The sequence below is a fragment of the Methylomicrobium sp. Wu6 genome (assembly GCF_035916875.1).
Classification (GTDB): Bacteria; Pseudomonadota; Gammaproteobacteria; order Methylococcales; family Methylomonadaceae; genus Methylomicrobium.
The window spans coordinates 1-22,848 of sequence record NZ_JAXUHN010000087.1 but is presented as its reverse complement, the minus strand read 5'-3'; the positions used below and the strand labels follow the sequence as shown (position 1 = coordinate 22,848).

Annotated in this window: 21 protein-coding genes; 13 read left to right on the top strand and 8 right to left on the bottom strand. The window is 52.6% G+C overall.

Going from position 1 to position 22,848, the window contains the following annotated elements; translation table 11 throughout:
* Nucleotides 1-5: 5 nt before the first annotated feature.
* The gene (glmM, locus tag U2W12_RS14610) at nt 6-1,376 is read right to left on the bottom strand and encodes a phosphoglucosamine mutase (RefSeq protein WP_326501426.1); all 1,371 of its coding nucleotides are present in this window, start codon (nt 1,374-1,376) and stop codon (nt 6-8) included.
* A gap of 739 nt (nt 1,377-2,115) precedes the next feature.
* Between glmM and U2W12_RS14605 the strand changes: the two genes are divergently transcribed.
* On the top strand, nt 2,116-2,808 hold the full coding sequence (locus U2W12_RS14605; protein ID WP_326501425.1) for a metallophosphoesterase: 693 nt from the start codon (nt 2,116-2,118) through the stop codon (nt 2,806-2,808).
* A gap of 4 nt (nt 2,809-2,812) precedes the next feature.
* Here U2W12_RS14605 and U2W12_RS14600 read toward each other — a convergent pair whose 3' ends face one another.
* The 3 genes from U2W12_RS14600 to U2W12_RS14590 are packed head-to-tail and all read right to left on the bottom strand — an operon-like array spanning nt 2,813 to nt 4,908.
* Nucleotides 2,813-3,439, bottom strand: a complete 627-nt coding sequence (locus U2W12_RS14600) for a TIGR04282 family arsenosugar biosynthesis glycosyltransferase (protein ID WP_326501424.1) — start codon at nt 3,437-3,439, stop codon at nt 2,813-2,815.
* Entirely contained in the window at nt 3,440-4,231 is a 792-nt protein-coding gene (locus tag U2W12_RS14595; protein ID WP_326501423.1) for a sterol desaturase family protein, read from the bottom strand.
* Complete coding sequence (locus tag U2W12_RS14590; protein WP_326501422.1) at nt 4,219-4,908, bottom strand: TIGR04283 family arsenosugar biosynthesis glycosyltransferase; 690 nt, start codon at nt 4,906-4,908, stop codon at nt 4,219-4,221. Before U2W12_RS14590 ends, U2W12_RS14595 begins: the two co-directional genes overlap by 13 nt.
* Nucleotides 4,909-5,308: 400 nt before the next feature.
* On the opposite strand from U2W12_RS14590, the gene aqpZ reads away from it, so the two are divergent.
* Both aqpZ and U2W12_RS14580 read left to right on the top strand, forming a co-directional pair.
* Nucleotides 5,309-5,998, top strand: coding sequence for an aquaporin Z (aqpZ, locus tag U2W12_RS14585; RefSeq protein WP_326501421.1), 690 nt, complete (start codon nt 5,309-5,311; stop codon nt 5,996-5,998).
* A gap of 156 nt (nt 5,999-6,154) precedes the next feature.
* Entirely contained in the window at nt 6,155-8,275 is a 2,121-nt protein-coding gene (locus U2W12_RS14580; RefSeq protein WP_326501420.1) for a hypothetical protein, read from the top strand.
* A 51-nt stretch (nt 8,276-8,326) separates the two neighbouring features.
* On the opposite strand, the gene U2W12_RS14575 is transcribed toward U2W12_RS14580, so the two are convergent.
* The gene (locus tag U2W12_RS14575) at nt 8,327-9,520 is read right to left on the bottom strand and encodes an iron-containing alcohol dehydrogenase (protein ID WP_326501419.1); all 1,194 of its coding nucleotides are present in this window, start codon (nt 9,518-9,520) and stop codon (nt 8,327-8,329) included.
* Nucleotides 9,521-9,525: 5 nt separating this feature from the next.
* Nucleotides 9,526-9,822, bottom strand: coding sequence for an antibiotic biosynthesis monooxygenase (locus U2W12_RS14570; protein WP_326501418.1), 297 nt, complete (start codon nt 9,820-9,822; stop codon nt 9,526-9,528).
* A gap of 179 nt (nt 9,823-10,001) precedes the next feature.
* Here U2W12_RS14570 and glyQ point away from each other — a divergent pair, with 179 nt between their 5' ends.
* From glyQ to U2W12_RS14545, 5 genes are all read left to right on the top strand, one after another.
* Entirely contained in the window at nt 10,002-10,919 is a 918-nt protein-coding gene (gene glyQ / locus U2W12_RS14565; RefSeq protein WP_326501465.1) for a glycine--tRNA ligase subunit alpha, read from the top strand.
* Nucleotides 10,919-12,988 (top strand): glycine--tRNA ligase subunit beta, encoded by a 2,070-nt coding sequence (gene glyS, locus U2W12_RS14560; RefSeq protein WP_326501417.1) that lies wholly within the window; start codon nt 10,919-10,921, stop codon nt 12,986-12,988. The genes glyQ and glyS overlap by 1 nt, the downstream gene beginning before the upstream one ends.
* A 121-nt stretch (nt 12,989-13,109) precedes the next feature.
* Nucleotides 13,110-13,655, top strand: a complete 546-nt coding sequence (gene gmhB / locus U2W12_RS14555) for a D-glycero-beta-D-manno-heptose 1,7-bisphosphate 7-phosphatase (RefSeq protein ID WP_326501416.1) — start codon at nt 13,110-13,112, stop codon at nt 13,653-13,655.
* Nucleotides 13,621-14,364, top strand: a complete 744-nt coding sequence (locus U2W12_RS14550; protein WP_326501415.1) for a lysophospholipid acyltransferase family protein — start codon at nt 13,621-13,623, stop codon at nt 14,362-14,364. Before gmhB ends, U2W12_RS14550 begins: the two co-directional genes overlap by 35 nt.
* 79 nt (nt 14,365-14,443) lie before the next feature.
* Nucleotides 14,444-14,941, top strand: coding sequence for a hypothetical protein (locus U2W12_RS14545; RefSeq protein ID WP_326501414.1), 498 nt, complete (start codon nt 14,444-14,446; stop codon nt 14,939-14,941).
* Nucleotides 14,942-14,998: 57 nt separating this feature from the next.
* On the opposite strand, the gene U2W12_RS14540 is transcribed toward U2W12_RS14545, so the two are convergent.
* Nucleotides 14,999-16,537, bottom strand: a complete 1,539-nt coding sequence (locus U2W12_RS14540) for an SPOR domain-containing protein (RefSeq protein ID WP_326501413.1) — start codon at nt 16,535-16,537, stop codon at nt 14,999-15,001.
* Nucleotides 16,538-16,696: 159 nt separating this feature from the next.
* Between U2W12_RS14540 and U2W12_RS14535 the strand changes: the two genes are divergently transcribed.
* Both U2W12_RS14535 and U2W12_RS14530 read left to right on the top strand, forming a co-directional pair.
* Nucleotides 16,697-17,221: an ACT domain-containing protein gene (locus tag U2W12_RS14535; protein ID WP_326501412.1), complete on the top strand. Its 525-nt coding sequence runs from the start codon at nt 16,697-16,699 to the stop codon at nt 17,219-17,221.
* Between the two features lie 8 nt (nt 17,222-17,229).
* On the top strand, nt 17,230-17,700 hold the full coding sequence (locus tag U2W12_RS14530) for a peroxiredoxin (protein ID WP_326501411.1): 471 nt from the start codon (nt 17,230-17,232) through the stop codon (nt 17,698-17,700).
* A gap of 110 nt (nt 17,701-17,810) precedes the next feature.
* On the opposite strand, the gene U2W12_RS14525 is transcribed toward U2W12_RS14530, so the two are convergent.
* Nucleotides 17,811-19,844 carry a diguanylate cyclase gene (locus tag U2W12_RS14525; protein ID WP_326501410.1) on the bottom strand — a complete coding sequence of 678 codons (2,034 nt, stop codon included), beginning with the start codon at nt 19,842-19,844 and terminating at the stop codon, nt 17,811-17,813.
* A gap of 218 nt (nt 19,845-20,062) precedes the next feature.
* Here U2W12_RS14525 and U2W12_RS14520 point away from each other — a divergent pair, with 218 nt between their 5' ends.
* The 3 genes from U2W12_RS14520 to U2W12_RS14510 all read left to right on the top strand — a co-directional run.
* Nucleotides 20,063-20,416 (top strand): HopJ type III effector protein, encoded by a 354-nt coding sequence (locus U2W12_RS14520; protein WP_326501409.1) that lies wholly within the window; start codon nt 20,063-20,065, stop codon nt 20,414-20,416.
* Nucleotides 20,417-20,872: 456 nt separating this feature from the next.
* Nucleotides 20,873-22,222, top strand: a complete 1,350-nt coding sequence (locus U2W12_RS14515) for an RNA polymerase sigma factor RpoD/SigA (protein WP_326501408.1) — start codon at nt 20,873-20,875, stop codon at nt 22,220-22,222.
* A gap of 117 nt (nt 22,223-22,339) precedes the next feature.
* On the top strand, nt 22,340-22,848 hold a 509-nt coding region (locus U2W12_RS14510), incomplete at its 3' end, for an ATP-dependent metallopeptidase FtsH/Yme1/Tma family protein (protein ID WP_326501407.1).

Genomic DNA, 22,848 nt, shown 5'->3' with positions numbered 1-22,848 from the left:
TTCCGTCACCCTATTTCATTTTTCAGCAAGTCAGCTATTTCATCAGCAAACTGGTCAATTTGCAGTTTATCGTTGCCTTCAACGAGGACGCGGGCCAAAGGTTCGGTTCCGGAGAATCTGACAAAGGTGCGCCCCTGGCCATTTAATTGGCTTTCGATTCGTTGAATCAGTTCAGGATATCCTTTAATTAGATCAAGACTGGTTTTATTAGCGACCTTGACATTGATCAATTTCTGAGGAACATCCTCGAAGACCCGATTGAGTTCGCTCATTTTTTTGCCGGTTTCTTTCATGATCGCCAGCACATTCAGCGCGGCGATACAGCCGTCGCCCGTGGTTGAGTGGTCTAGATGAATCACATGCCCGGATTGTTCGCCGCCTAATGAGGCGTTCAGGCGGCGCATTTCGTCGACGACATGCTTGTCTCCAACCTCGGCTCTGACTAAATTGATGCCGTTTTCACGCATGGCTTTTTCCAGGCCATAGTTGCTCATATGGGTTACGACCAGCGTGTTGTTGCGCAACATGCCTTTTTGCTTCATGTTAAGCGCGCAGAGTCCCATGATATGATCGCCGTTTATCACACGGCCGAATTCATCGGCCATCATGACTCGGTCTGCGTCGCCGTCCAGGCTGATGCCCACATCGGCCCGGTACTTTAATACGGCTTCGGAAATGATGTCAGGATACAAAGCACCGCACTCGTCGTTGATATTGAGTCCATTGGGCGTATTACCGATTTGGATTACTTCCGCGCCAAGTTCGGAGAATACGGCGGGTGCAATTTTATAGGCGGCGCCGTTGGCCGTGTCGAGCACGATGCGCAGACCGTCGAGCGTATATTGGTTGGGCAGAGTGTTTTTGACATAGACAATATAACGCCCCTGCGCATCGTCGATGCGTCGACTCCTGCCGATCTTTTCGTGGTGCGCCAGATAGGGGGAAAAATCATCCTCGCTGACTAGCCGCTCGATTTCCTCCTCCATCGCGTCTGGAATTTTGAAACCGTCCGCTCCGAAAATTTTAATGCCGTTATCATGAAAAGAATTATGGCTGGCTGAAATCACGATACCGACCGACGCGCGCATGTTGCGGGTAATGAAACTGACGCCCGGCGTCGGCAAGGGTCCGACCAGTTGCACTTCTACACCGGTGGAGAGCAGGCCTGAGGTCAATGCCATTTCCAGCATATAACCGGACAGGCGAGTGTCTTTGCCGATCACGACTTTCGGAATCAAGTGCGCCGCCGCTTGCCGTTTCAAAATCACGCCGATCGCTTTGCCGACTTTGATGACTATATCGGGCAGCATCGGAAATTGATTGGCGTCGCCGCGAATACCGTCGGTGCCGAATAATTTAATTTTTTTGGTTGACATCATTCAATACAAACGCGGTATATGTAAATATTTATTCCAAAGTATAGAGGTTTTTGGAAATTTCTGATTTTTACGGTAACCCCCGAGGGTAAGTACTTATGCAAAATTAACCCGGTATTTGCACCCAAATTTCGAATATTTCACTCAAGGCGGAGCGCATCGATTCAAAACAATGTTAGGCGGCCCAAGGTAACCACGCATATTTAATTTTCTTCCATAATATCTCGATCGGATTCAGTTCGGGAGAGTAGACAGGGAGGAGCCAGGCCCAGACACGCAGCCCCCAATCACTCCCAATTGGCCGCATCCAACGCTTTACGATGTAGCGAGGCATTATCCATGACCACGATGGTCACTTCTCAAGGCTACGCACGCCGCAGGAAACGCGGCCATGGGGCATAGCGGGACGCAATCAGCAACGTGCGCTGCTCCGCTTCGCTCAATCCCGTCACAAACTTCATTTAGCTCTCTAAAACCAGCAATCATCCAGTTTCATTTTACCCGGTTCTTTCTTAAAAAATGTCGCGAGGAAAGCCCGTATTATGACTGCCGGATTGATCGCTGACGTGCGGCACGCCTGTTTCAATCAGATTTGATTCCTATACTGGGACTTAAGGCAGCCTCTTTGCAATAAAGAGGGAACGGCTTGACTTTTAATATTGGTTCGTAGGGGGAGTTTAATGATACCATGGTACGATTACTAATCTAAGGCGCCATTCATTTCATTTAAACGTTACTAATGAGCTCCAACCATCGAATCTTGTTTGCTGGCGATCCACACGGAAACTTCCAGCCGTTGATTGAGGCGGTACGTAAATACCGTCCGGAAGCCGTCGTCTTGCTCGGCGATTACGATTTGGAACGGCCTTTGGAATGTTATCTGGATGAGATCATCGGCCTGACCGAGATTTGGTGGATTGCGGGCAATCATGATTTCCAGTCTCCTTGTAAATATCATAATCTGTTTCATTCGTCGCTATCAGATTACGGCCTGCATCTTCGCGTGAAGGAAATTGCCGGTCTTCGGATTGCGGGGCTTGGCGGCATTTTTTTGGGTCGGGTCTGGTATCCGCCCGGGCAGCCGAAGTGGATCAACAAGCGCCACTTTCTTAACAGCCAGAAGCCTGGGCTGCGCGTTCATGATTTGTCGTTAAAATACCGCTCAGCTATTTGGCACGAGGAGTTCGAAGCGCTGAAAACCTTACAGGCCGATATTCTGGTTACGCACGAAGCGCCGTCTTCGCATCGCTATGGTTTTGCCGCGATCGCAGAACTGGCTTCGGCTATGGGAGCCAAGCACATTTTTCACGGCCATTTGCATGAGAATTATTCGGCCACAATCCGCCGAGATATCCGTGTGGTTGGCGTCGCGGACCAAGTGGTGGCCGATTTGGCGGGGAATGTGGTCAGTGCCGGCGAACTGGTGATTTAAGGATTTACCCGCCCAACTTTCGATAACGCGCAAAATCCGCAGCGATATCGACATCCCATTGCACCGCCAGCTCGACATGCGGTTGACCGATTGCGGCAAGTCTGGCGCGCGATATCTCCATCACGGCGGATGTTCCCCAAGGCATGTCCGCAAATAATTCCGGCCGCGGCCGATTCAACCCGACCAGTACATAACCGCCGTCTTCCGCGGGGGCGAATACCACATTCGCATCGGCATCCAGCGCCGTAATCGCGGCCTTGAGGTCCCGTTCAGTCAACGACGGGCAATCCGTGCCGATCAGTACGGCGCTCGAATAATCATGCAGTGCGGAGATCAAGGCATGGTGCATGCGTTCGCCCAAATTCCGGCCTTGTTGTTCACATAGACGCACAGAGTCATGCTGTGCCGCTTCGAAAAAAAACGGATGGTCAACCGTTGGGGTGCACCAAAGCTCGATCGGGCATAAACAGTTTTTCGTCGCTAGGCTCAGGGTGCGCCGGCTCAGCTCCAGATGCGCCGCCAAGGCTTCTTCCGCACTCAACGCGGGCATCAAACGGGTTTTGACCAAGCCCAACTGTGGGGTTTTACAAAAAATCTGCAAAACGGTGTGCGGGTATTGATATATGCTCATTCAATCTCTGCGCAGGGTTTTGAAAGGTAGCCGCAATAACCGGAGGAAACTCAACTCCTCCGGCTTCCGGTAAGCGGCAAGCCCGATTGTCATGCGGGTCTGCGGTTCTTGCGGTGCGGCAATATAAGTGCCGCACAAACGGTCCCAGAGCGAAATCGAAAAGCCGTAATTGCTGTCCGTTTCTGCCCGTCGGGTCGAGTGATGGATCCGATGCATGTCCGGCGTGATGATCAGCCAACGCAGTTTTCGGTCGAGAGCGGGTTGAATGTCGACATTGCCGTGATTGAAAGTCGCCGCGCCGTTCAGGATGATCTCGAAGGTAATCACGGCGGCAGGGTCTGCGCCGATCAAGATAATGCACAGCACTTTGTATAACATCGACAGCATGATTTCGAAGGGATGAAAGCGCACTGCGGTCGTCGCATCGAATTCGAGGTCGGTGTGATGCACCTGATGCAGGCGCCAAAGCGGCGGCCATTTGTGCATCAAGATATGTTGGCCGTAGATGGCGAAGTCCAGCAGCAACAGGGTGGCGACGACTGCCAGCCAGTTGGGCGCCGCAGTCAGGTTCAACAGGCCCCAGGCATGATCTTTGGCATAGACGGCGCTGATATAAGACATGCTGCCGATGGTCACGCGCATCAGGACCATGTTCAAAGCGGCCAGGCCCAGATTGATCGGCCATCGCTGCGCGCGTCCAAGCCGCAATATCCGCCTGGGGCGCCAATACTCCACGCAGATCATGATCGAAAAAATGCCGAGCGCGGCGGATAAGCGGATTACGGTTTCCAAAAGCGTCCCCTGTGATAAAGTTTCGCCAACTCGGACGGGTCGGCGCCGAAAAAATAGCCCAGACGTAATGACCACATCAACAAAATCGTTCTGAATACGCCGAATGTCTCCCACCGCCGTCCCGCACTGGACACTTTCGCGCTCAGGTAAATCGGCGGGCCGATGTTTTTGAGCAACTTAGATAAGGCGATGTCTTCCATCAAAGCGATGTCGGGATAGCCGCCCACGCTGAAAAAAGCTTGCCGCGTCACGAAAATCGCTTGATCGCCGGTCGCAATGCCGGTCAAGCGGGAACGCCAGTTCATCAGCTGGGCGATGACCTTCAGCATCACAGGCCGGCCGCACAAACAGATATCGAAACGCCCCCATTGGCCGCCCTGCATCAATTGCTGTTGGATCAAAGTCAAGGCATGGTCCGGCAAAAAAGTATCGGCGTGCAGAAATAAAAATACATCACCTTTGGCTTGCCGTGCGCCGGCGTTCATTTGCAATGCGCGGCCTCTATGCGTCCGGACAACCCGGTCGGCCAGGCCGGTTGCGATCGTGAGCGTATCGTCGCTGCTGCCGCCATCGACGACCATAATTTCAGCCTGATGCCGCAAGCCCTGCAAGGCTTCCAGGCAAGCGGGCAGGGACTTGGCTTCATTCAATACAGGAATGATGATCGAAAAATGCATAAGGATGCAAGGTTAAAAGCGATGATTGATTGATATTCTCGAACCGACGAAGAGCGGAGTCAATTGTGGATCATCCCCGAAAGGATTCACATCCTGATTCAATCCTGCCTCATTAGCAACAAAAGTCTGGAAAGAAATTGACAGTTTCTTACGGTCTGACCTATATTGCCTCGTCATTGTATTAAACAATGACGAGGCAATTGACTTTATTTTCTTAGCCGTTCGCAAGGGATTCGCGGTTGTCAAGAGCTTGGCGCCCTCAAGCTGGCTGTTATTCGATTTGTGCTTGTGCGACATGGGGCTTTGGGTTCATTACGGTTAGGAAGCAAATATAAAAAAAGGGGCGCACATGCGTGCAGTCTTACCTTACTTTCTTAACATGAATAGCAGGAGAAGAAATATGAAACAAATTGGTGCCGAATTTTTTGGAACCTTCTGGTTGGTTCTAGGCGGGTGCGGCAGCGCGGTATTAGCGGCTGCATTTCCGAATGTGGGTATCGGTTTACTCGGTGTTGCATTCGCGTTCGGACTTACGGTTTTGACGATGGGTTACGCGATCGGCCATATTTCCGGTTATCATTTGAACCCTGCCGTGTCCATCGGCTTGTGGGCGGGCGGGCGCTTTCCGGCGAATAAGTTATTGCCTTATATTTTGGCGCAAGTAGCCGGAGGCATCGTCGGCGGCGGCATCTTATATCTGATCGCGACCGGTAAAGCCGGTTTCGATCCCCACGCAGGCTTCGCGGCCAATGGCTATGGCGAACATTCACCCGGCGGCTATTCCTTATTCGCCGCTTTAGTGACAGAAGTCGTCATGACCGCAACGTTTTTATTTATCATTATGGGCGCGACCGACCGCCGGGCACCGCAAGGCTTTGCGCCAATCGCGATTGGATTGGGCCTGACTCTGATACACTTGATCAGCATACCTGTCACCAACACGTCCGTTAACCCTGCCAGAAGCCTTGGTATTGCGGTTTATGCGGGAGACTGGGCGCTGGGGCAAGTCTGGCTGTTCTGGGTGGCGCCTATCGCGGGCGCGGTTTTGGGTGCATTCGTTTACCGGTTTATTGCAGAGGGTGAGGATTGAAAATTTAGAGAGGTCCCGATTCATCAAAAATCATATAAAAAAACGGATTCAATTTTAGAAATCAATTCAACATCCGGGAGCTTCCCCTAATACAACGTTTTGTGAAGCTCCCATACGCATAAGCGTAAGGCTATTGTTTTAAGTACGGGGGAATGCATGGTAAAAGATCAGTCCGCAACCAGTTTTGCGCAAGTTCAACAGGATGAGCTGAATGTCATCAAAAGCCAGCGGCTGAACCGGGGCGATAACCGGCAGGGTGATGAAGCCAAGCAAATCGCCGGCCTTGCGATCAGCGGCGGCGGTATCCGTTCCGCTTCGTTTGCGTTGGGCGTATTGCAGGGATTGAACAAGCATAACATCCTGCGCGGGGTGGATTATTTATCCACCGTCTCCGGCGGCGGCTATATCGGTTCGTCGTTGACATGGTTCAATTATCTAAACAAGCAAAGCGGTTCGCCCTGGAGCTTTCCTTTCGCTTCCGAAATCGATCAGGGGCAGGGCGCCGCCCATTTACCATTGAATTACCTGCGGCAACACGGCAATTATCTGTTGCCGGACGGGCTTTCGTCCTTGTCATTGTTGGGTGTCATCGTGCGTAACATGACGCTTGCGGCCTCGGTTTATTTGGCGGTCATCGCCAGCCTCTTTTTCCTCTGCTTCAAACTTCAACTGTTTCAGCCTATGCCCTGGATGCTGCAGTATTTGAATCACTGGCAGCCGGTATCGCTGTTTACGCAAGCCGCACTGGCCATGGTGGTGTTTTTCGGCGTCACCAGCTTTTTGTATGCCTGGATGACCTGGCGCAAATTAGGCACCGAGGAACGCGGGTATCGAGGCCGCTTCTGGTTTCAGCGCGCCCAGGGCAACATCATTTTCCTGGCGTTTGCCTTCGGCCTGTTGGCCTTGCTGCCTGTGATTGATGTTTTTATCAATAAACGACTGGCTGGAATGGAATACATGTCTACTTCGGTTCCGGCGCTGCTCGGCGTGATCGGGTCGATCTTCGAGTTTTTCCAACAGAAAAAAGGCACGGAAGCCAGCAAAGGCCCGATGACCGAAATCCGGATTCTAGTCACCGCACTGCTGTTGATTGTCGGCATTCTGTCGATCAGTTATCAAATTGCGCAGGATTGGCAGCAGTCCGAGACGCAATGGCTTTACGGGGTGGTCATCCTCGGTATCGTATTGACCGGATGGTTCGTCAATCTGAACCTGTTCGGCATCGGCCGAATGGACCGGGATCGGCTGATGGAAGCTTTCATGCCGAATCCTGCTGCAGTCGACAACAGTCACTGGGAACTGGCGACCCGGGCCGATGTGACGTTCTTCTCGCAGGTCTCGGGACCCGACCAATGGGGGCCTTATCACATCATTAATGCGAATACTGTGCTGGTCGATTCGAATAACCCCAAATACCGGGGGCGCGCCGGCGACAATTTCATCATGTCCCATCTGTATTGCGGCGGCGACGCGATCGGCTTTCATCCGATGGCGTCGCTGTCCGGCGGCGAGATGACGCTGGCGACGGCGGTCTCGATCTCGGGCGCGGCGCTGAATCCGAACGCGGCAAACTCCGGGCAGGGCGCCACCCGGAACCGGCTGGTGTCGTTTCTGCTGGCGTTTTGGAATATCCGCCTGGGTTTTTGGGTCCAGAATCCCGCGGTGACCGGCTGGCGAAAAGTCTTGTCTGATATGAACATGCGTCCGAATTTCTTTTATCCCGGTTTTTTTCAAGGGCTTTTGGGACAGGATCTCAGGGAAAACGTGGGCTATCTGGAACTGACCGATGGCGGCCATTTCGACAATACCGGCCTGTATGAATTGGTCCGGCGGCGCATCGATACGATTTATCTTTCATCGGCCGGCGCCGACCCCAATTTCACTCTTGACGATATCGGCAGTGTCTTGGTGCGCATGCGGGTCGATTTCGGCGTTACGGTCACTTTCAATGACGAACTGGAAAGTTTGATGCCGGGATCGGATCAAGAGGGTAGCTATGCTAAACGTTTTGGTTTTTCGAAAATGGGCTTCGACAAAGGTACGATCCATTATCCGGCTTGCGGAACAGAGCCCGCCAAACAGGGCACGCTATATATTGTCAGAGCGACCCTGGTAAAAGATTTGCCGGCAGAGATCTACAGCTATCGCGCACAGCATGAAGAGTTTCCGAACCAGTCCACGAACGACCAGTTTTTTGATGAGACTCAGGTCGAGGCTTACCGCGAATTGGGACTCAGGTTGACGGAAAGAATGTGTGCGGCGTTGTCGCTTTCTTAGCGACGCATTTGCTCGGGTTCCCAACGTTTATGTTGGGAATCTGCATCCCGATTAAAGTCGTTCCGTTAAAATCGCCTCGATCTCGGCATCGATCAGCACGATCGGATTGGTCAGCATGCTGCTGCCGCGGCTATTCCCGATGATCAGCGGAAAATCCTCTGCGCTAATCCCGTAGCGATGCAGGCGAGGCAACTGCAACTTTTCGCCCCATTCGGCCAACTGCGTGATTAACGCCGAGCGTGCCGCCGCATCGTCCATCTCGTTCCGGCCGGTCAAGAGCCGCCCGACCTCTGCATATTTGGCCATGGCCGGGTGGTTCGGTTCGCGCGCCTGCATCGCCCTAATATTGACCCCAGTCGCCGCGGCTACCAAGGTGCCGCAGGCAATGCCGTGCGGGACCGGAAAATAAGCGCCCAGAGGCGAAGCCAGTCCATGCACAGAACCCAGTCCGACTTGCGCCAGCGTGATGCCTGAGAGCAGGGCCGCATAAGCCATTGCGGCGCGGCCATGACCGGCTTCCGGTTCGACGCCTTGCCAAGCGGCGAAAAAACCTTCCTTGAAGGCAGTCATCCCACTCCATGCCAAGGCATCGGTGAAAGGGTTAGCCTTGGTCGAGACATAAGATTCCAGCAACTGTGTAAACGCATCCATGCCGTCGGCCGCGATGAGTTCGCGCGGGCAACTTGCGAGCAAATCGGAATCGATCACCGCGTATTCGGGGACCAGGCATTCGTCACGGAATGATTTCTTGAAGCCTTCAGGCCCTTGAATACTCAACACCGAGTTTTTGGTCGCCTCGCTGCCGGTCCCGGCAGTCGTCGGCACCGCGATAAAAGGCGTGCTTGGACCGCGATAAGGAACATTCTTGCCGACGCCTTCCAGGTGATCCATCACCGAATTGCCGTGCGGCAGAAGTCCGGCTATCGCCTTGGCCGCATCCAGCACACTGCCGCCACCGATTGCGATCACCACCTCGACGCCTTCACCACGAAATCGACTCACCGCATCATCGACCAGCATCGGCGATGGTTCGCCCGAAACGGTAAAGTGCAGCCAGCGCAGACCCTTTGCTTCGAGAGCCTCGGTGAAAATCTGCCAGCGTGGTGTCGCGCAGAATGATTGTTTGCCGGTCACTAATAAGGCGGTGCGGCCATAGTTCGCCGCTAGCGCCGGAATGTCGTTGATGCGGCCCTTGCCATAGCTGATGCGCGGCAAACGCGAGATCGAGAAAGGAGCAAACTGCATACTAGTTACCCCTTAGGCAGCAGACCATCATAACGGACGCCCAGGCGCGGCTCGGCCATCCAATCCGCGACCATATCGCGCCAGGCTAAATAATGCGCCGTTTGCTTGTGCGCAGCCGCATCATCGGCGGATGCATAGGCTTCATACAGAATAAACTGAGTCGGATTCTCGGGCGATTGCAGCACATCGAAACGGCGGTTGCCAGTCTCCCGGATAGAAGCCTGATGGTTCAGTCGGGTGGCGGTGATAAAATCGTCGATGTGATCGGGTTTGACTTTAACGTGGACCAAAGTAACGTGCATGGTTTCACCTAAAACAACTGTGGACAGGCGGTCATTATACTGCACGTGATGAGTTCGATCGGGGCAAATTTGCGGAAATGCGATAATCCGCTTGCCCTAGAAAAAGCCCATCACAAACCCTGCCTCAAACCAAAATTTCAGTTATAATCGCGGGATTTTTACTGCATATCGTGAGTACCGTGGCGAGTTCGAATTACGATGTATCGACATTTCAGGGATTGATTCTTGCCCTGCAGGAATATTGGGCCAAGCAGGGTTGCGTCTTGTTGCAGCCGTTGGATCAGGAAGTGGGAGCAGGGACTTTTCATCCGGCGACTTTCCTGCGCGCGATCGGGCCGGAGCCCTGGAATACCGCCTATGTGCAGCCTTCGCGCCGTCCGACCGACGGCCGTTTCGGCGAGAATCCGAACCGCTTGCAGCATTATTACCAGTATCAGGTAATTCTGAAACCGTCGCCCGACAACATTCAGGAACTTTATCTCGGCTCCTTGCGCTATCTTGGTTTCGATCTGCTCGAACACGACATCCGCTTCGTCGAAGACAACTGGGAGTCGCCGACCTTGGGTGCTTGGGGACTCGGCTGGGAAGTCTGGCTGAACGGAATGGAAGTGACGCAGTTTACCTATTTTCAGCAGGTCGGCGGACTCGAATGCCGGCCGGTCACCGGCGAAATCACCTACGGCCTGGAACGGCTCGCGATGTATTTGCAGGGCGTCAAGAGCGTGTTCGATCTGGTCTGGACGCGCACGCCGCACGGCGTCGTGACCTACGGCGACGTGTTTCATCAGAACGAAGTCGAAATGTCGTCGTTCAATTTCGATCATGCCAACGTCGATTTTCTGTTCAAATGCTTCGATACCTACGAGCAGGAATGTCAGAAATTGATCCAGTCGAACCTGCCGCTGCCGGCCTATGAGATGGTGCTGAAGGCGTCGCATACTTTCAATCTGCTCGATGCGCGCCATGCGATTTCGGTCACCGAGCGTCAGCGCTATATCTTGCGGGTCAGAAATTTGGCCAAATCGGTCGCCGAGGCGTATTACCAGCGCCGTGAGTCGCTGGGCTTTCCGATGCTGGCAGGACAGGGAGAATCATGATGAGCGAGACTAAAAATTTACTTTTTGAACTGGGCTCGGAAGAACTGCCGCCGAAGACCTTGCTGAATCTGGCCAAGGCACTGCAAAACGGCATCGTCGCCGGATTGAACGAGGCCGGCCTGACTTTTTCCGGCAGTCGCTTTTATGCGACCCCGAGACGCCTCGCGGTATTAATCGAAAATCTCGCGATCGCGCAGCCGAACAAGACGGTCGAGAAGCGTGGTCCTGCCTTGCAGGCGGCGTATGCGCCGGACGGCAGCCCGAGCAAGGCTGCATTAGGTTTTGCGGCCAGCTGCGGCACGACTTTCGAGCAGTTGCAGGAACTGAAAACCGACAAGGGCGCGTGGCTTACTTATACGCAAGAGATAGCAGGCCGGTCGACGGCAGAGTTGATTCCGGACATCATTCGCAAGAGCCTGGCCGCCTTGCCGATCGCGAAACGGATGCGTTGGGGCAAAAGTACGACTGAATTCGTCAGGCCCGTGCACTGGGCCGTGCTGCTGTTCGGCGAGCAAGTGATAGACGCCGAGATTTTGGGCCTTGACACCGGCCGGACTACGCAGGGCCACCGTTTTCATGCGCCGGATAAATTGACGATCGCAAGTCCCGATGCGTATGTCAAAACGCTGCGTGAACAGGGCAGGGTGATAGCCGATTTCGAGGCAAGAAAAGTCATCATTCGTGACGCCGCGAACCAAGCGGCGGGGCAGGTTGGCGGCAGCGCGCATATCGAGGACGATCTGCTCGAGGAAGTCGCCGCGCTGAATGAATGGCCGGTGCCGGTAACCGGCAATTTCGATCCGCGTTTCCTGGAGCTGCCCGCAGAAGTGTTGATCACGACGATGCAGACCAACCAGAAGTATTTTCCGGTCAAGAGCCAGGGCGGCGCTCTGCTGTCGCATTTCATTACTTTCAGTAACATCGAAAGCACGCGCCCCGAATCGATACGGCAGGGTAATGAGCGGGTCATTACCCCGCGTCTGACCGACGCCGAATTTTTCTGGAAGCAGGACCGCAAGAAGGCGCTGGCCGAACGCGTGTTGAGCATGTCCAGCATCGTGTTCCAGGAAAAACTGGGCACCGTGGCGGACAAGACCGAGCGGGTGATCAAGCTGGCCGAATTGATCGCGAATCTGTTGCACGCCGATGTCGAACACGCGAAGCGCGCCGCCTTGCTCTCAAAAGCCGACCTGCTGACCGACATGGTCGGCGAATTCGGCAATCTGCAGGGCATCATGGGCCGTTATTACGCGCTCGCGGACGGCGAGCCGGCCGAGGTCGCGCAGGCGATCGAAGAGCATTATCTGCCGAAACAGTCAGGCGGTCCGACGCCGGGCTGCGTGACCGGTCAGATTGTCGCGCTGGCCGACAAGATCGACACCTTGTGCGGCATCTTTAGCGCCGGCCTGATTCCGACCGGCGATAAGGACCCTTATGCGCTGAGGCGCGCGGCGATCGGCGTGCTGCGCATCGTCATCGAAAACCGTTTGACTCTGAACATCCGCGATCTGATCGATTTTGCGCTGCAGCAGTTTACGCACGCCTTCGATGTGGAGGCCACGCGCCTCGCGGTGACCGATTTCGTATTCGACCGCCTGAAAGGCTACTGTTTGGATCAGGGTTACACGGCCGATGAGTTTGAGGCAATCATGGCGATTGCTCCGTCCGAGCCGCTCGACTTCATTCAGCGTCTGGCCGCGGTCAAAACGTTCAGACAGTTGCCGGAGGCAGAAAGCCTCGCGGCCGCGAACAAACGCATCCGCAATATCCTAAAAAAATCGGAAACCGCGCCTGCCGCAACCGTCGGTGCACTGGCTGAAGCGCAGGAACAGCGCTTGCTGGAAGCCGCCAATGCGGCTGGCGACGCGATCAAGCCTTTGCTGGCGCAGCGCGATTATCAGGGCACGCTGAGCCGCCTTGCCCAGATGGAGCCGGTGGTCAATGACTTTTTCGACCATGTGATGGTGATGTGCGATGATCTCGAATTGCGCGCGAACCGTCTGGCGTTATTGGCGCTGCTGTCCGAGCAGTTTTTGACGTGTGCGGATATTTCGAAATTGCAGTCTTGAGCGGTTATCAACGTCGCCTTGATGAAATCAATTTGAGCCCTGGGATGCGGGCTTCGATTCCTCGATTACTCTCAAGGGTACAAGTCCATTGCGCTGCATCAAGACGACGCGGTTTGGACAGATGAACCGAGATCGTTATGTCTTACTCGACCGCGACGGCGTGATCAACGAGGATTCCGACCAGTTCATCAAATCGCCGGACGAATGGCGGCCGATTCGGGGCAGCTTGGAGGCGATTGCGTTGCTGAATGCAAATGGCTTCAAGGTAATAGTGATCACGAATCAATCCGGTATTGCGCGCGGCCTGTTCGATCTGGGGATGCTGGACCGTATTCATCAAAAGATGCAGCATAGGGTTGCCGAAAACGGCGGTGCGATCGAGGCGATTTATTTTTGTCCGCATGGGCCCGAGAGCGATTGCGATTGCCGCAAACCGAAACCAGGGTTGCTCAGGGCGTTCGCGGCAGAGTATCAGACCGAATTGCGCGATGTGGTTGTGATTGGCGATTCGCAGCGTGACATTCAGGCTGCCGAAGCGGTGGGCGCGCGGCCGATTCTGGTCAAAACCGGCAAGGGCGAGAAAACACTGAAACAAAACTCCGATTTGAAGATTCCAGTATTCGATAATTTATATGACGCTGCCAACGCCCTCGTCGCGGGACAATAATTTCAAAGTTTACCTGGGTTCGACGGTGCTGTTTCTCGGCATGACCCTGTCGCTGTTTGTGATTGGTCCGCTGGTGCTGCTGGCAATCGTGCTGCCTTTCCGGGTTCGTTACCGGATTGCGGGGCTATGGGTCAAATGGGTGCTCTGGCTCGCGAAAGTCTGCTGCGGCATCGGACATCGAATCGAAGGTCTGGAACATATCGATCAAAACCGGACTGCGATCATTCTGAGCAAGCATCAATCGGCTTGGGAAACAATCGCGTATCGTGATTTTTTGCCAATGCATTCGGTCTTATTGAAACAATCCCTGCTTTGGCTGCCGCTCTGGGGCTGGGCGATGGCGACGCTGAAACCCATCGCGATCGATCGCAAAAATCAGCGCGCGGCGTTGCGTAAATTACTCGAAAAAGGCACCGAAAATCTAAAGTCCGGGCTTTGGGTGATTATTTTTCCGGAAGGCACCCGCACCGCTCCCGGCGAAGTCAAAAAATTCAACGTTGGCGGGGCGATGCTGGCCCAGCAATCTGGCTATCCGGTCGTGCCGATTGCGCATAACGCGGGTGTTTGTTGGCCGCGCTACAGTTTTTTGAAGTATCCGGGCACGATCAAGGTCAAAATCGGCCCGCCTATCGAAAGCAAGGGACGCAAGGCCGCCGAAATCAATGCCGAGGCTGAAGCGTGGATTGCCGAGGCGATGAAGGAAATGTGAAAGTTGGTACAAGTTTCACTGTTGAACCTTGAATCCTGTGCCAATGAATTATTAAATAATTACTTAAGGCTTTACTTTAATGAAAAAAATTCTGCTCATTGCGATTTCTGCTTTGCTCGTGACGGCCTGTGCTGAAAAGGGTGAATATGAAGATGCTGTTTTGGAAGAAATGAAGAAGGAACAGGACGTGAAGGATTATAAAATCGATCCGGAAAAAATGGCTCAGTGCGTGGTCGATACGACGACGAAAAACATGCCGGGTTATTTCGAATTTGATCCCGATCGCCGGACGGCTTATAAAAATTACACCAAAATGTTGACTTTGATGAAGGCGTCCGATCCGAAAAAGACGTTGGAAGAGTTGCGCCATGATTTCGGTTCGCCGAAAGCTTTGGCCGATGCGCATAACAACCTTACCGAGAGCATGATGAACTGCTATTCGGCGATCATGATTCAGTCCGAGTCGGACGCAAAAGATAACGAGCCTACAACGGAACCGACAATACCGAATGCCGAGCCTCCCAAAAACGTTGATGCGCCGGTGCAGCAAGCGCCGAGCGAGCCTGTTAAGAAATAATATCCGGTGTAACCGGTAGGTTTGCGATTTGCGGCCGCCGTATGTGACGAAGGCGATTTAAATAGCCGCGACCCAGATCGAGTTCAGGCGCAGCAGTTTCTTCAATCGGGTCGATTGGGTGCTGGCGGCTTGCCGTGTTTTGAAGCCTGACACGCTGAGCCGGTACCAAGTTGCGCGCTTGATATCGACCTTCGTTACTTTGACCGATATACCTTTTTTGCGGAATTCGGCTGCTTTTTTTCTGGCTTCTTGTATTTGTTTGAAGGAAGCCAGGTTGACCGTCCAATTCGCCTCGGTTTCGTTGGCGGACGGATTTCTAGAAGGTTTGCGCGATGCCGTTTTCAGCGCGGGTTTCGATTGGTGCGGGACTCCTTTGCGCATGGGTAGCGCGGCAATTTTTTTCCCGGCGATGCCCGGCGCTGGCTTTACCGCCGCCTGAGTCGATTCTGTATTCGGAGGCAGCGCCTCGTCTACCGCAATCGGATTCTTTCTCGGTATAATTATGGATTCGTCAGCCAGACTGCTTGAAGTTTCGGCGCTATCTTCCGCGGCCTGGTTGTTGCTGTCGAATTTTTCGTTCAGGCTGTTCATATCTTCTTCAAAGACAGTCTGCATTTCCTTTAACTTGGTCTGCTCAGCGCGCGTCTGAAAATTCAGATAACCGGCAGTCAACCCTACGCACAAGGCGGTTACAGACAAGCCGAGCGCGGCGTATGAAAGATGCCCGGCTTTTCGGGCTTTTTCTTCGAGTTGCGCCATTTGTTGTCTTGTGTCTTCCTGCATCGAGAGCAAGCGGCCCCAATCGATCGGAATCGGCGCAATGTCGGGGTGGATGTCTTGCACGAAAGACGTTTGTCGGGACGCGGTGCCTTCGGCAGAGTCATCATCGCCGGCGCTTTCGTCAGTCGCTTCAGCTGGCATCGTATTTGCGAAGGCATCGTCCCAGGGGCTTTGCCACATCGGAACCGGATCGGTTTGTAGTTCGATCGCGGTTGCCGGCTGATCGAATAGTGCATCATGATCTTCACATGATGCGAAGTCCATGTTCGGCGCTTCGGTCGGCGCGAAGCCGGAAACGGGCGAGACCCGATCGACGGCCTCGATCGTTTCGTCTGCATCGCCAGGCGGGATGAAGCGGTCAAGGATCGAATCGTTGACTTGGGCGGTATGATTATTGAGCGTCGAAAACCGGCCATCTTCAACGGGTACTGGATCATGCCGCACCGCTAACGACTCATCGCCGGCGAATATTGTTTCATCTTGCAATGGATCAATATCGGCAATCGGAGAGCCAAGATCGGCAGGTTCGATATCGTCGTCTGCCTGGTTTTTCAGCGTGAACAACACCTCGTCATCGCTAAACGCATCAGGTTCGAAAACCAGATCTGTGTAAACGGTCAACAGTTTGTCTTGCGACGCCATCGGCGCAGAAATATCTTCATCGCGATCGAAACCGGTATTGACCAGCAGACGATCAATCGCGTCCTCGTCATCATCAAGGTCGGTCAAGGGCTCGAAAACCGGATCAGTTTCTTCCACATTGCTCTTGATGTGGTAGCGTCGGTCCTTGTTCTTTTTGTATGTTGACTCTGTCATTTGGATGCTCTTTGGTAGTAAGATAACACTCTTTCGCGGGCTAGTTTATTGCGTGACGCGAAAAAATCCAATATCTTTCATTTATTTAATGGAAAATTAAGGCTGAGCGAAGGTGTTTTTGCGACATTGCCCCTATGAGCCGATAAACAGAAGAAAAATATGCAATTAGCCATTACCGTATTAGGACATAACCGGAATTATTTTATTACTGAAATATTGTCCACTATCCGCGATTGCAAATGCAGTATCGTGGAAATCCGTTTCAGCCGTCTGGAGCAGACGGATGCCGCCTATCTCTTGATACAAGGCAACTGGAATCAAATTGCCAAGTTCGAAAGCGTCATGGAGGCGGTCGAAAAACGTCTGGAAATCAAAATCCACATGCTCAGGCCCGAGCGTGAGCACAAGGAAAAAGATTTTCTGCCTTACTCGCTCGAAACGTTGTCGATCGATCGTGACAACATCATCGAGTCGGTGTCGGCATTTTTAACCGTGCGCGGGATTGAAGTCGAGGAGATCTCGGGCAGTTCCTATCAGGCGCCCTATATTTCAACTTCAGTATTCGCGACCAAGTTTATCGTGCTGATTCCGCCGGAGATCCGCCTGCTGCCATTGCGCGAGGAGTTTTTAGATTTTTGCGATCAACTGAATATTGATGCCATTCTCGAACCGATCAAACGATAGGATTTGCTATGACCACGTTGACACTTGGCAGCGCCATTCCCGATCTTGAAATTGTGTCCACCGGCGGCAAAACGCTCAGATTGACCGATTACCAGGGAAAAAATATCGTATTGTATTTCTATCCGAAAGATAATACGCCAGGTTGCACGCAAGAGGGTCGCGATTTTAGCGATCTCAACGAGCGCTTTGCCGCGCTGAATACAATTATTTTCGGCGTTTCGCGTGATTCGATCAAGATGCACGAAGGTTTCAAATGCAAGCAGGAATTCCCGTTCGAGCTGCTGTCCGATCCCGATGAGACTTTATGCGGACTGTTCGATGTGATCAGAATGAAAAGCATGTACGGCAAACAGGTGCGCGGTATCGAGCGCAGCACCTTTTTGTTCGACAGCCGCGGTAACTTGGCGCGCGAATGGCGCAAGGTCAAGGTCAAGGGCCATGCGCAGGAAGTGCTGAGCGCGGTCGAAACATTGATCTGAGGATTTCGCTAACAATTTTCTTGTCGCTCCCGCGCAGTGCAGGGGGGGGGGGCAATTTCGAGACGTTATTTTTGACCGAATCCATGAAGAGTAGGATGTCCCTCATTTATCTAAATATCCGCATAGACGACCCGGTTGCGCCCCTCTTCCTTGGCTTTATAGAGTGATTGATCCGCTTTTTGCAGCATCGCGTCAATATGGGCGCACAGTTCATTGAGCGCGGTGACGCCGATCGACACGGTAAATCGCAGAGGCTGACCATCTTCCAGCGGGATGAAAATGTCCGCGATCATTTTTCGCAGTCGTTCGGCGACTTTGACGGCTTCGGCGATGCCGGTTGCCGGCAGCATGATCACAAACTCTTCTCCGCCGAGACGTCCGATCAGATCGGCTTCGCGCAGCGTTGATTGGCAAAGCTCGCTGAATGTCTGCAAAACCCTGTCGCCGGTTAGATGGCCGTAATTGTCGTTGATTTGTTTAAAATTATCCAGATCGAGCATCAACAGCGACAGCGCGCCACCGTAGCGCAACGTGCGCGCCAGTTCCGCCTCCGCCTGTTGCATGAAGTGCCGGCGATTGGCCAGGCCGGTCAAATAATCGATCTGCGCCATGTGCTCGTATTTATGTTGAAGTTGTTTGCGATCGGTGATGTTTTCGACCATCGCGACGAAACAATGGCCGCCGGTATGGTAGGCGGCGATCGAAAACCAGAGTTCGAGCGGTTTTACGAAGGTTTCGAATTTCTCGGGAGGACCGCCCTCCGCAACGCGTGCGTAAATCGTAAAGATTTCCGGATTGGATTCTTTGATGCCGGGAATGGCTTCGGAAATTTTTTTACCGACCACATTTGTCAAGCCGGTCAATGCGGCAAAGGCCGGGTTGACCTCAAGATAGATCAAATCATCGGGTTGCCCGTTACGATAAAGCATTTGGCAAAATGCGAAGCCGCCGAGCATGTTTTCAAAGAGCGAGCGATAGCGTGCTTCACTGGCGCGTAAACTCAATTCGATCGCCTCGCGTTCAACGATCTCCCCCGAGAGCACCGTGTTGGCTATATGCAACTGACTCCGGGTCAGAGCGAGGCGTCGGTTCAATTGCACCAGATAATAGATCACAGCCAAGATGGCGAGTATGATGCCCGATGTTGCCGCGAGTACGGGTATGACCCACTCGGGCAAGCGCTTGGGTGTATTGCTATAGATGAAGCCGTCTAGCAGATCGTTAGCCGGAATCAGGCCTGCTTTGACGAAAGTGTTCGTCATGTGTTGCCAGCGTTCGGGGTTCATATGACCGATTTCGATGATGTCTGGAAGGATCAGTTTCCGCATTTCGGCCGCTTCGAATTCGAGATGCGCCCGTGACTTTTCGACATGATAGGTTTTGAGCAAAAGATCGATGATCTGATCGGGGTGGTCCATCGCGTATCGCCATCCTTTTAGTGTGGCGCGCAGCATCTTTTCAACACGCTTGGGGTGATCGCGCAATTCTTGTTCGGAAGTGAAAAAAATGTCGCTGTAAAAATCGACCCTGTAGTTGCTAGGCTCGATGATGTTGTAGTCGATATGGCGTTGCTTCAGGAAAAACGGTTCGTTGGTCGAATAGGCATTGAAGGCGTCGATTTTGCCGGCTATCAGATCTTCGATCCGGTAGCTGCTCGGGATGATATTGATTTGCGAGGCAGAAATGCCTTCGTTCAAAAGCATGGTCAGAAAGTCAGCATCTTCTGTCCGGTTCATCAACATTACTTTTTTTCCGACCAGGTCATGCGCCGAAACAATGTCCGTGTCCTTGCGCGTCAACAGGATCGACGGCGAATGTTGAAAAATGGCCGCTAACGCGATTAGCGGCTTACCCTTCAAACGTTGGAAAAGGACCTCGCTGTTGCCTTCGGCATAGTGCGCGCGTCCGGACAAGACTTCCTGAACGGGTTGATGCGAGGGATCACCGGCATGCAGCCTGACCTCCAGCCCTTCCTGTTGGTAATAACCCATGGCGACGGCCGCGTAATAGCCGGCAAACTGGAACTGATGATGCCAGCGCAGTTGAAGATCGATCACATCCAATTGCCGGTTCCGGGCGGCAAAGGCTAAGGTTGTACCACATTGGAGCAATAGGATCGATAAAAAAACGTTAATGTATTTCATTGCTCCGGGATTCAACCGTCAAGGCTGCGTTGGCTGATCAAAAAACACAGTCCAGCTAAATATAGATCAGAAGTTAAAAATTAAAAGCTTGCTGATTTCAAGCGTCGATCGGATTAAAGTGTAATGAACATTTTGGGGCCAGCGCGGGATGCTTTATAAATTGGCCCAAATCGATTACCCTTAGCCATTTTACATTACTCATTGATCTTACTAACACAATGTCTATTTCGTCTTTTTTAGAAAAAATCAAAACCAACGTTCCCCTCAGCTTTCAGGACACGATCGCCGTGATCACCGAGCACTATGATTATCACCCGGTCGAATTCAGCAACGGTCTGGGCGAGCAATGTCTCGTCAATTTGGCGGGCGTCAACGAAGGCTCCTGCAAGATTTTCGCTTTTGCGCTGCTGCATGATCTGAATAAGCAGCAGACCTTGAATCTGTTCGGCGATTTTTATCGATTGGATGTGCTCGGCGACCCCGACGGCAAGAGCCATCAAAATATCCGCAATTTCATCAAATACGGCTGGGACGGAATACAGTTCGAAGAAATGCCCTTGGAAGAAAAATAGATTACCCCTTATTCCCTCGATCCGAATTCCAAAGCCGGCAAACGATTCCGGCCCCTGCTTGCTGTTTGTCGCGACTATTTGAACGGGAAACGATGCTGTTCATGTTTGTACAGTTTTTGTATAAATATTATTTGACGCAGACTCTGAAACTTGTTACATTGCAAACGCCCCGGCGCAGAACAATGAAAATGATATTTCTCAATAAATAAACTAATTTATCAAGATGTTGTCTGATAGTTGCTCGCATCGAAACTCAGACGAGCCGCGGATGATTTTCAGAGTGTCGAACGAACTTTGTCTAGGGTTGTCGTTCAGTATGCTTCACCGACCTGGCGTTTCGGCATTATGCGGTTACAAATATAAGAAATCATTTTCATTCGATGCTAAACAGTGTTTCGATACTTTTTGGGAATACGCTAGATCGTTGCTTCCAAAAGTGTTTTGAGGAGGATAAGCATGGCTGTCACGATAGTAGAAGAACATTCTTCAGTATTGCGAGAGGATATTCACCACGAAATCGTCTATCCATCGTTCGATCAGGCGCCCGAATGTGCGGAGCGTGCCGTCTCCGATGCCGAAGACCCGAATATTCTGATTGCAAGGCGGCTGAAAAGCGGGAAGGTCGATTTGGTCAATGCCTTGGCGCAATCCACCTTGACGCCGCTGTGGTTGTTGAAGGAGTATGAACAACAGCTTTACAAGGAAGCTGAGGAGCCTGACGAAGAGGCAAAATTGTCCTCCGAACTGGCGTCGTGTCTGGCTGCCATTCGTGAATGTTATCGGCGCATCATGCAAGAGCCGACAGCGGCTGACGCAGAGGACATGCGCAAAGCCTTGCAATGGTTTCCTTTTACTTTCAAGGATCTCACGCAACTGGTCGGTCTGCACTGCTATGCTGGCAGAAAGGAACGAGACGGCTATGCGCCTACCCGCGAACACAGCTCGCGGATAAGCCTACGCTGCGCCGATATTGATCAAATGCTCGAATTGAATTTGCAACATGTTGGGCGGCGACAATGGCTTCTGTCGGATGGACAGGACAGTCAGTTGTATATTGAAGGCTTGCTTAAACTGGAACGTCGTTGGCTCGAATTTCGCCAACAACTGGTGATCGCAAACTCGGGTCTGGTGTTGTTCATTGCGAACCATTATAGAGGCGGATTTCTGGATTTCGACGATCTGGTTCAGGAAGGTCAAACCGGTTTGTTGAAAGCGGTGGACCGTTACGATTATCGCCTCGGGTTCAAGTTTTCTACCTATGCCGGTTATTGGATTAGGCAAGCGATTTCAAGGGCGCTGTCCCGCTCCGAGCGTGTAGTCAGGATTCCGTGCGGACAAGTCTGCCTGATCAACAAATTTTTCCGTGACCGCGAACGGCTATTGGCGTGTACAGGAAAGGAACCTTCATTGCACGATTTGGCCGAGCATACCGGCCTGTCTCCCCAAGAAATCGATGCGATTCTGTCGATTTCGCAAACCGCGGTGCCTATCGAGTCTTCGCCTGAAGACGAGGAAGAGGCGTTTGCGCCGATCGATTTTCTCGAACAGCATATTTTCGCCCCGCCTTTTGGAATGCTTGCGCAGTCCGATCTCGAGCATTTACTTGCACAAGCTCTTAAAATACTAAGCCCGAGAGAGTCAAAAATTATTTGTGAACATTTTGGCGTCGATACCGACCGGGAGTTGACGTTGAAGGAAATCGGCTTGGAATTGAACCTGACGCGCGAAAGGGTCAGGCAAATTGAAGTCGGGGCGTTGAGCAAAATCAAACGCCATTTTGGTGGGCAATTGAGCAGTTTTCTGTAACATTAGCCCATGGGTCTTGAAAATACCAACGGCTGCGCCCATTAATTGATTAAAATAATAGGTTTTTAAGCCGCTGAAGAAGAACCTAAAAATGATAAATGGTCAGGAGAGAGAAAAATGAAGATGAATCTATACAACCTGCTGCTCTGGTCGATCCTGATCACCGGCTTGCTATTAGTTTTCAATCGCTTTAATACACGGCCGCCAGCGCTGGACAGCATCGCTTATTCGGATTTTCTCGGCAAGGTTAAAGCGAAGCAAATTACGCGCGTCGAAATAATGGGCGATCAGGTCAAGATACGTACCAATGATGGTCAGGATCTGGAGACGATCAATCCGGACGATCCGCACATGATCGACGATTTGTTGGCCGCCGGGGTGCAGATCCGCACCGTTGCTCCGCCCAAGCAGTCGTTCCTGATGCAAATCTTTGTGTCATGGTTTCCGATGCTGTTGTTGATTGCGGTCTGGGTGATCTATATGCGGCGCCAGCAGGCCGGCGGCGCAGGCAGTTTCGGCAAAAGCAAGGCGAAGCTGCTCGAGGAAGACAAGCGCACGGTCCACTTTGCCGATGTGGCCGGCTGCGAGGAAGCGAAGGAAGAAGTCGTCGAACTGGTCGATTTTCT

What these genes read in the sequence shown, in the direction of transcription:
- glmM (WP_326501426.1), bottom strand. Translation starts at nt 1,376, where the DNA reads ATGTCAACCAAAAAAATTAAATTATTCGGCACCGACGGTATTCGCGGC.
- U2W12_RS14605 (WP_326501425.1), top strand. Translation starts at nt 2,116, where the DNA reads ATGAGCTCCAACCATCGAATCTTGTTTGCTGGCGATCCACACGGAAAC.
- U2W12_RS14600 (WP_326501424.1), bottom strand. Translation starts at nt 3,439, where the DNA reads ATGAGCATATATCAATACCCGCACACCGTTTTGCAGATTTTTTGTAAA.
- U2W12_RS14590 (WP_326501422.1), bottom strand. Translation starts at nt 4,908, where the DNA reads ATGCATTTTTCGATCATCATTCCTGTATTGAATGAAGCCAAGTCCCTG.
- aqpZ (WP_326501421.1), top strand. Translation starts at nt 5,309, where the DNA reads ATGAAACAAATTGGTGCCGAATTTTTTGGAACCTTCTGGTTGGTTCTA.
- U2W12_RS14580 (WP_326501420.1), top strand. Translation starts at nt 6,155, where the DNA reads ATGGTAAAAGATCAGTCCGCAACCAGTTTTGCGCAAGTTCAACAGGAT.
- U2W12_RS14575 (WP_326501419.1), bottom strand. Translation starts at nt 9,520, where the DNA reads ATGCAGTTTGCTCCTTTCTCGATCTCGCGTTTGCCGCGCATCAGCTAT.
- U2W12_RS14570 (WP_326501418.1), bottom strand. Translation starts at nt 9,822, where the DNA reads ATGCACGTTACTTTGGTCCACGTTAAAGTCAAACCCGATCACATCGAC.
- glyS (WP_326501417.1), top strand. Translation starts at nt 10,919, where the DNA reads ATGAGCGAGACTAAAAATTTACTTTTTGAACTGGGCTCGGAAGAACTG.
- gmhB (WP_326501416.1), top strand. Translation starts at nt 13,110, where the DNA reads ATGAACCGAGATCGTTATGTCTTACTCGACCGCGACGGCGTGATCAAC.
- U2W12_RS14550 (WP_326501415.1), top strand. Translation starts at nt 13,621, where the DNA reads ATGACGCTGCCAACGCCCTCGTCGCGGGACAATAATTTCAAAGTTTAC.
- U2W12_RS14545 (WP_326501414.1), top strand. Translation starts at nt 14,444, where the DNA reads ATGAAAAAAATTCTGCTCATTGCGATTTCTGCTTTGCTCGTGACGGCC.
- U2W12_RS14540 (WP_326501413.1), bottom strand. Translation starts at nt 16,537, where the DNA reads ATGACAGAGTCAACATACAAAAAGAACAAGGACCGACGCTACCACATC.
- U2W12_RS14535 (WP_326501412.1), top strand. Translation starts at nt 16,697, where the DNA reads ATGCAATTAGCCATTACCGTATTAGGACATAACCGGAATTATTTTATT.
- U2W12_RS14530 (WP_326501411.1), top strand. Translation starts at nt 17,230, where the DNA reads ATGACCACGTTGACACTTGGCAGCGCCATTCCCGATCTTGAAATTGTG.
- U2W12_RS14525 (WP_326501410.1), bottom strand. Translation starts at nt 19,844, where the DNA reads ATGAAATACATTAACGTTTTTTTATCGATCCTATTGCTCCAATGTGGT.
- U2W12_RS14520 (WP_326501409.1), top strand. Translation starts at nt 20,063, where the DNA reads ATGTCTATTTCGTCTTTTTTAGAAAAAATCAAAACCAACGTTCCCCTC.
- U2W12_RS14515 (WP_326501408.1), top strand. Translation starts at nt 20,873, where the DNA reads ATGGCTGTCACGATAGTAGAAGAACATTCTTCAGTATTGCGAGAGGAT.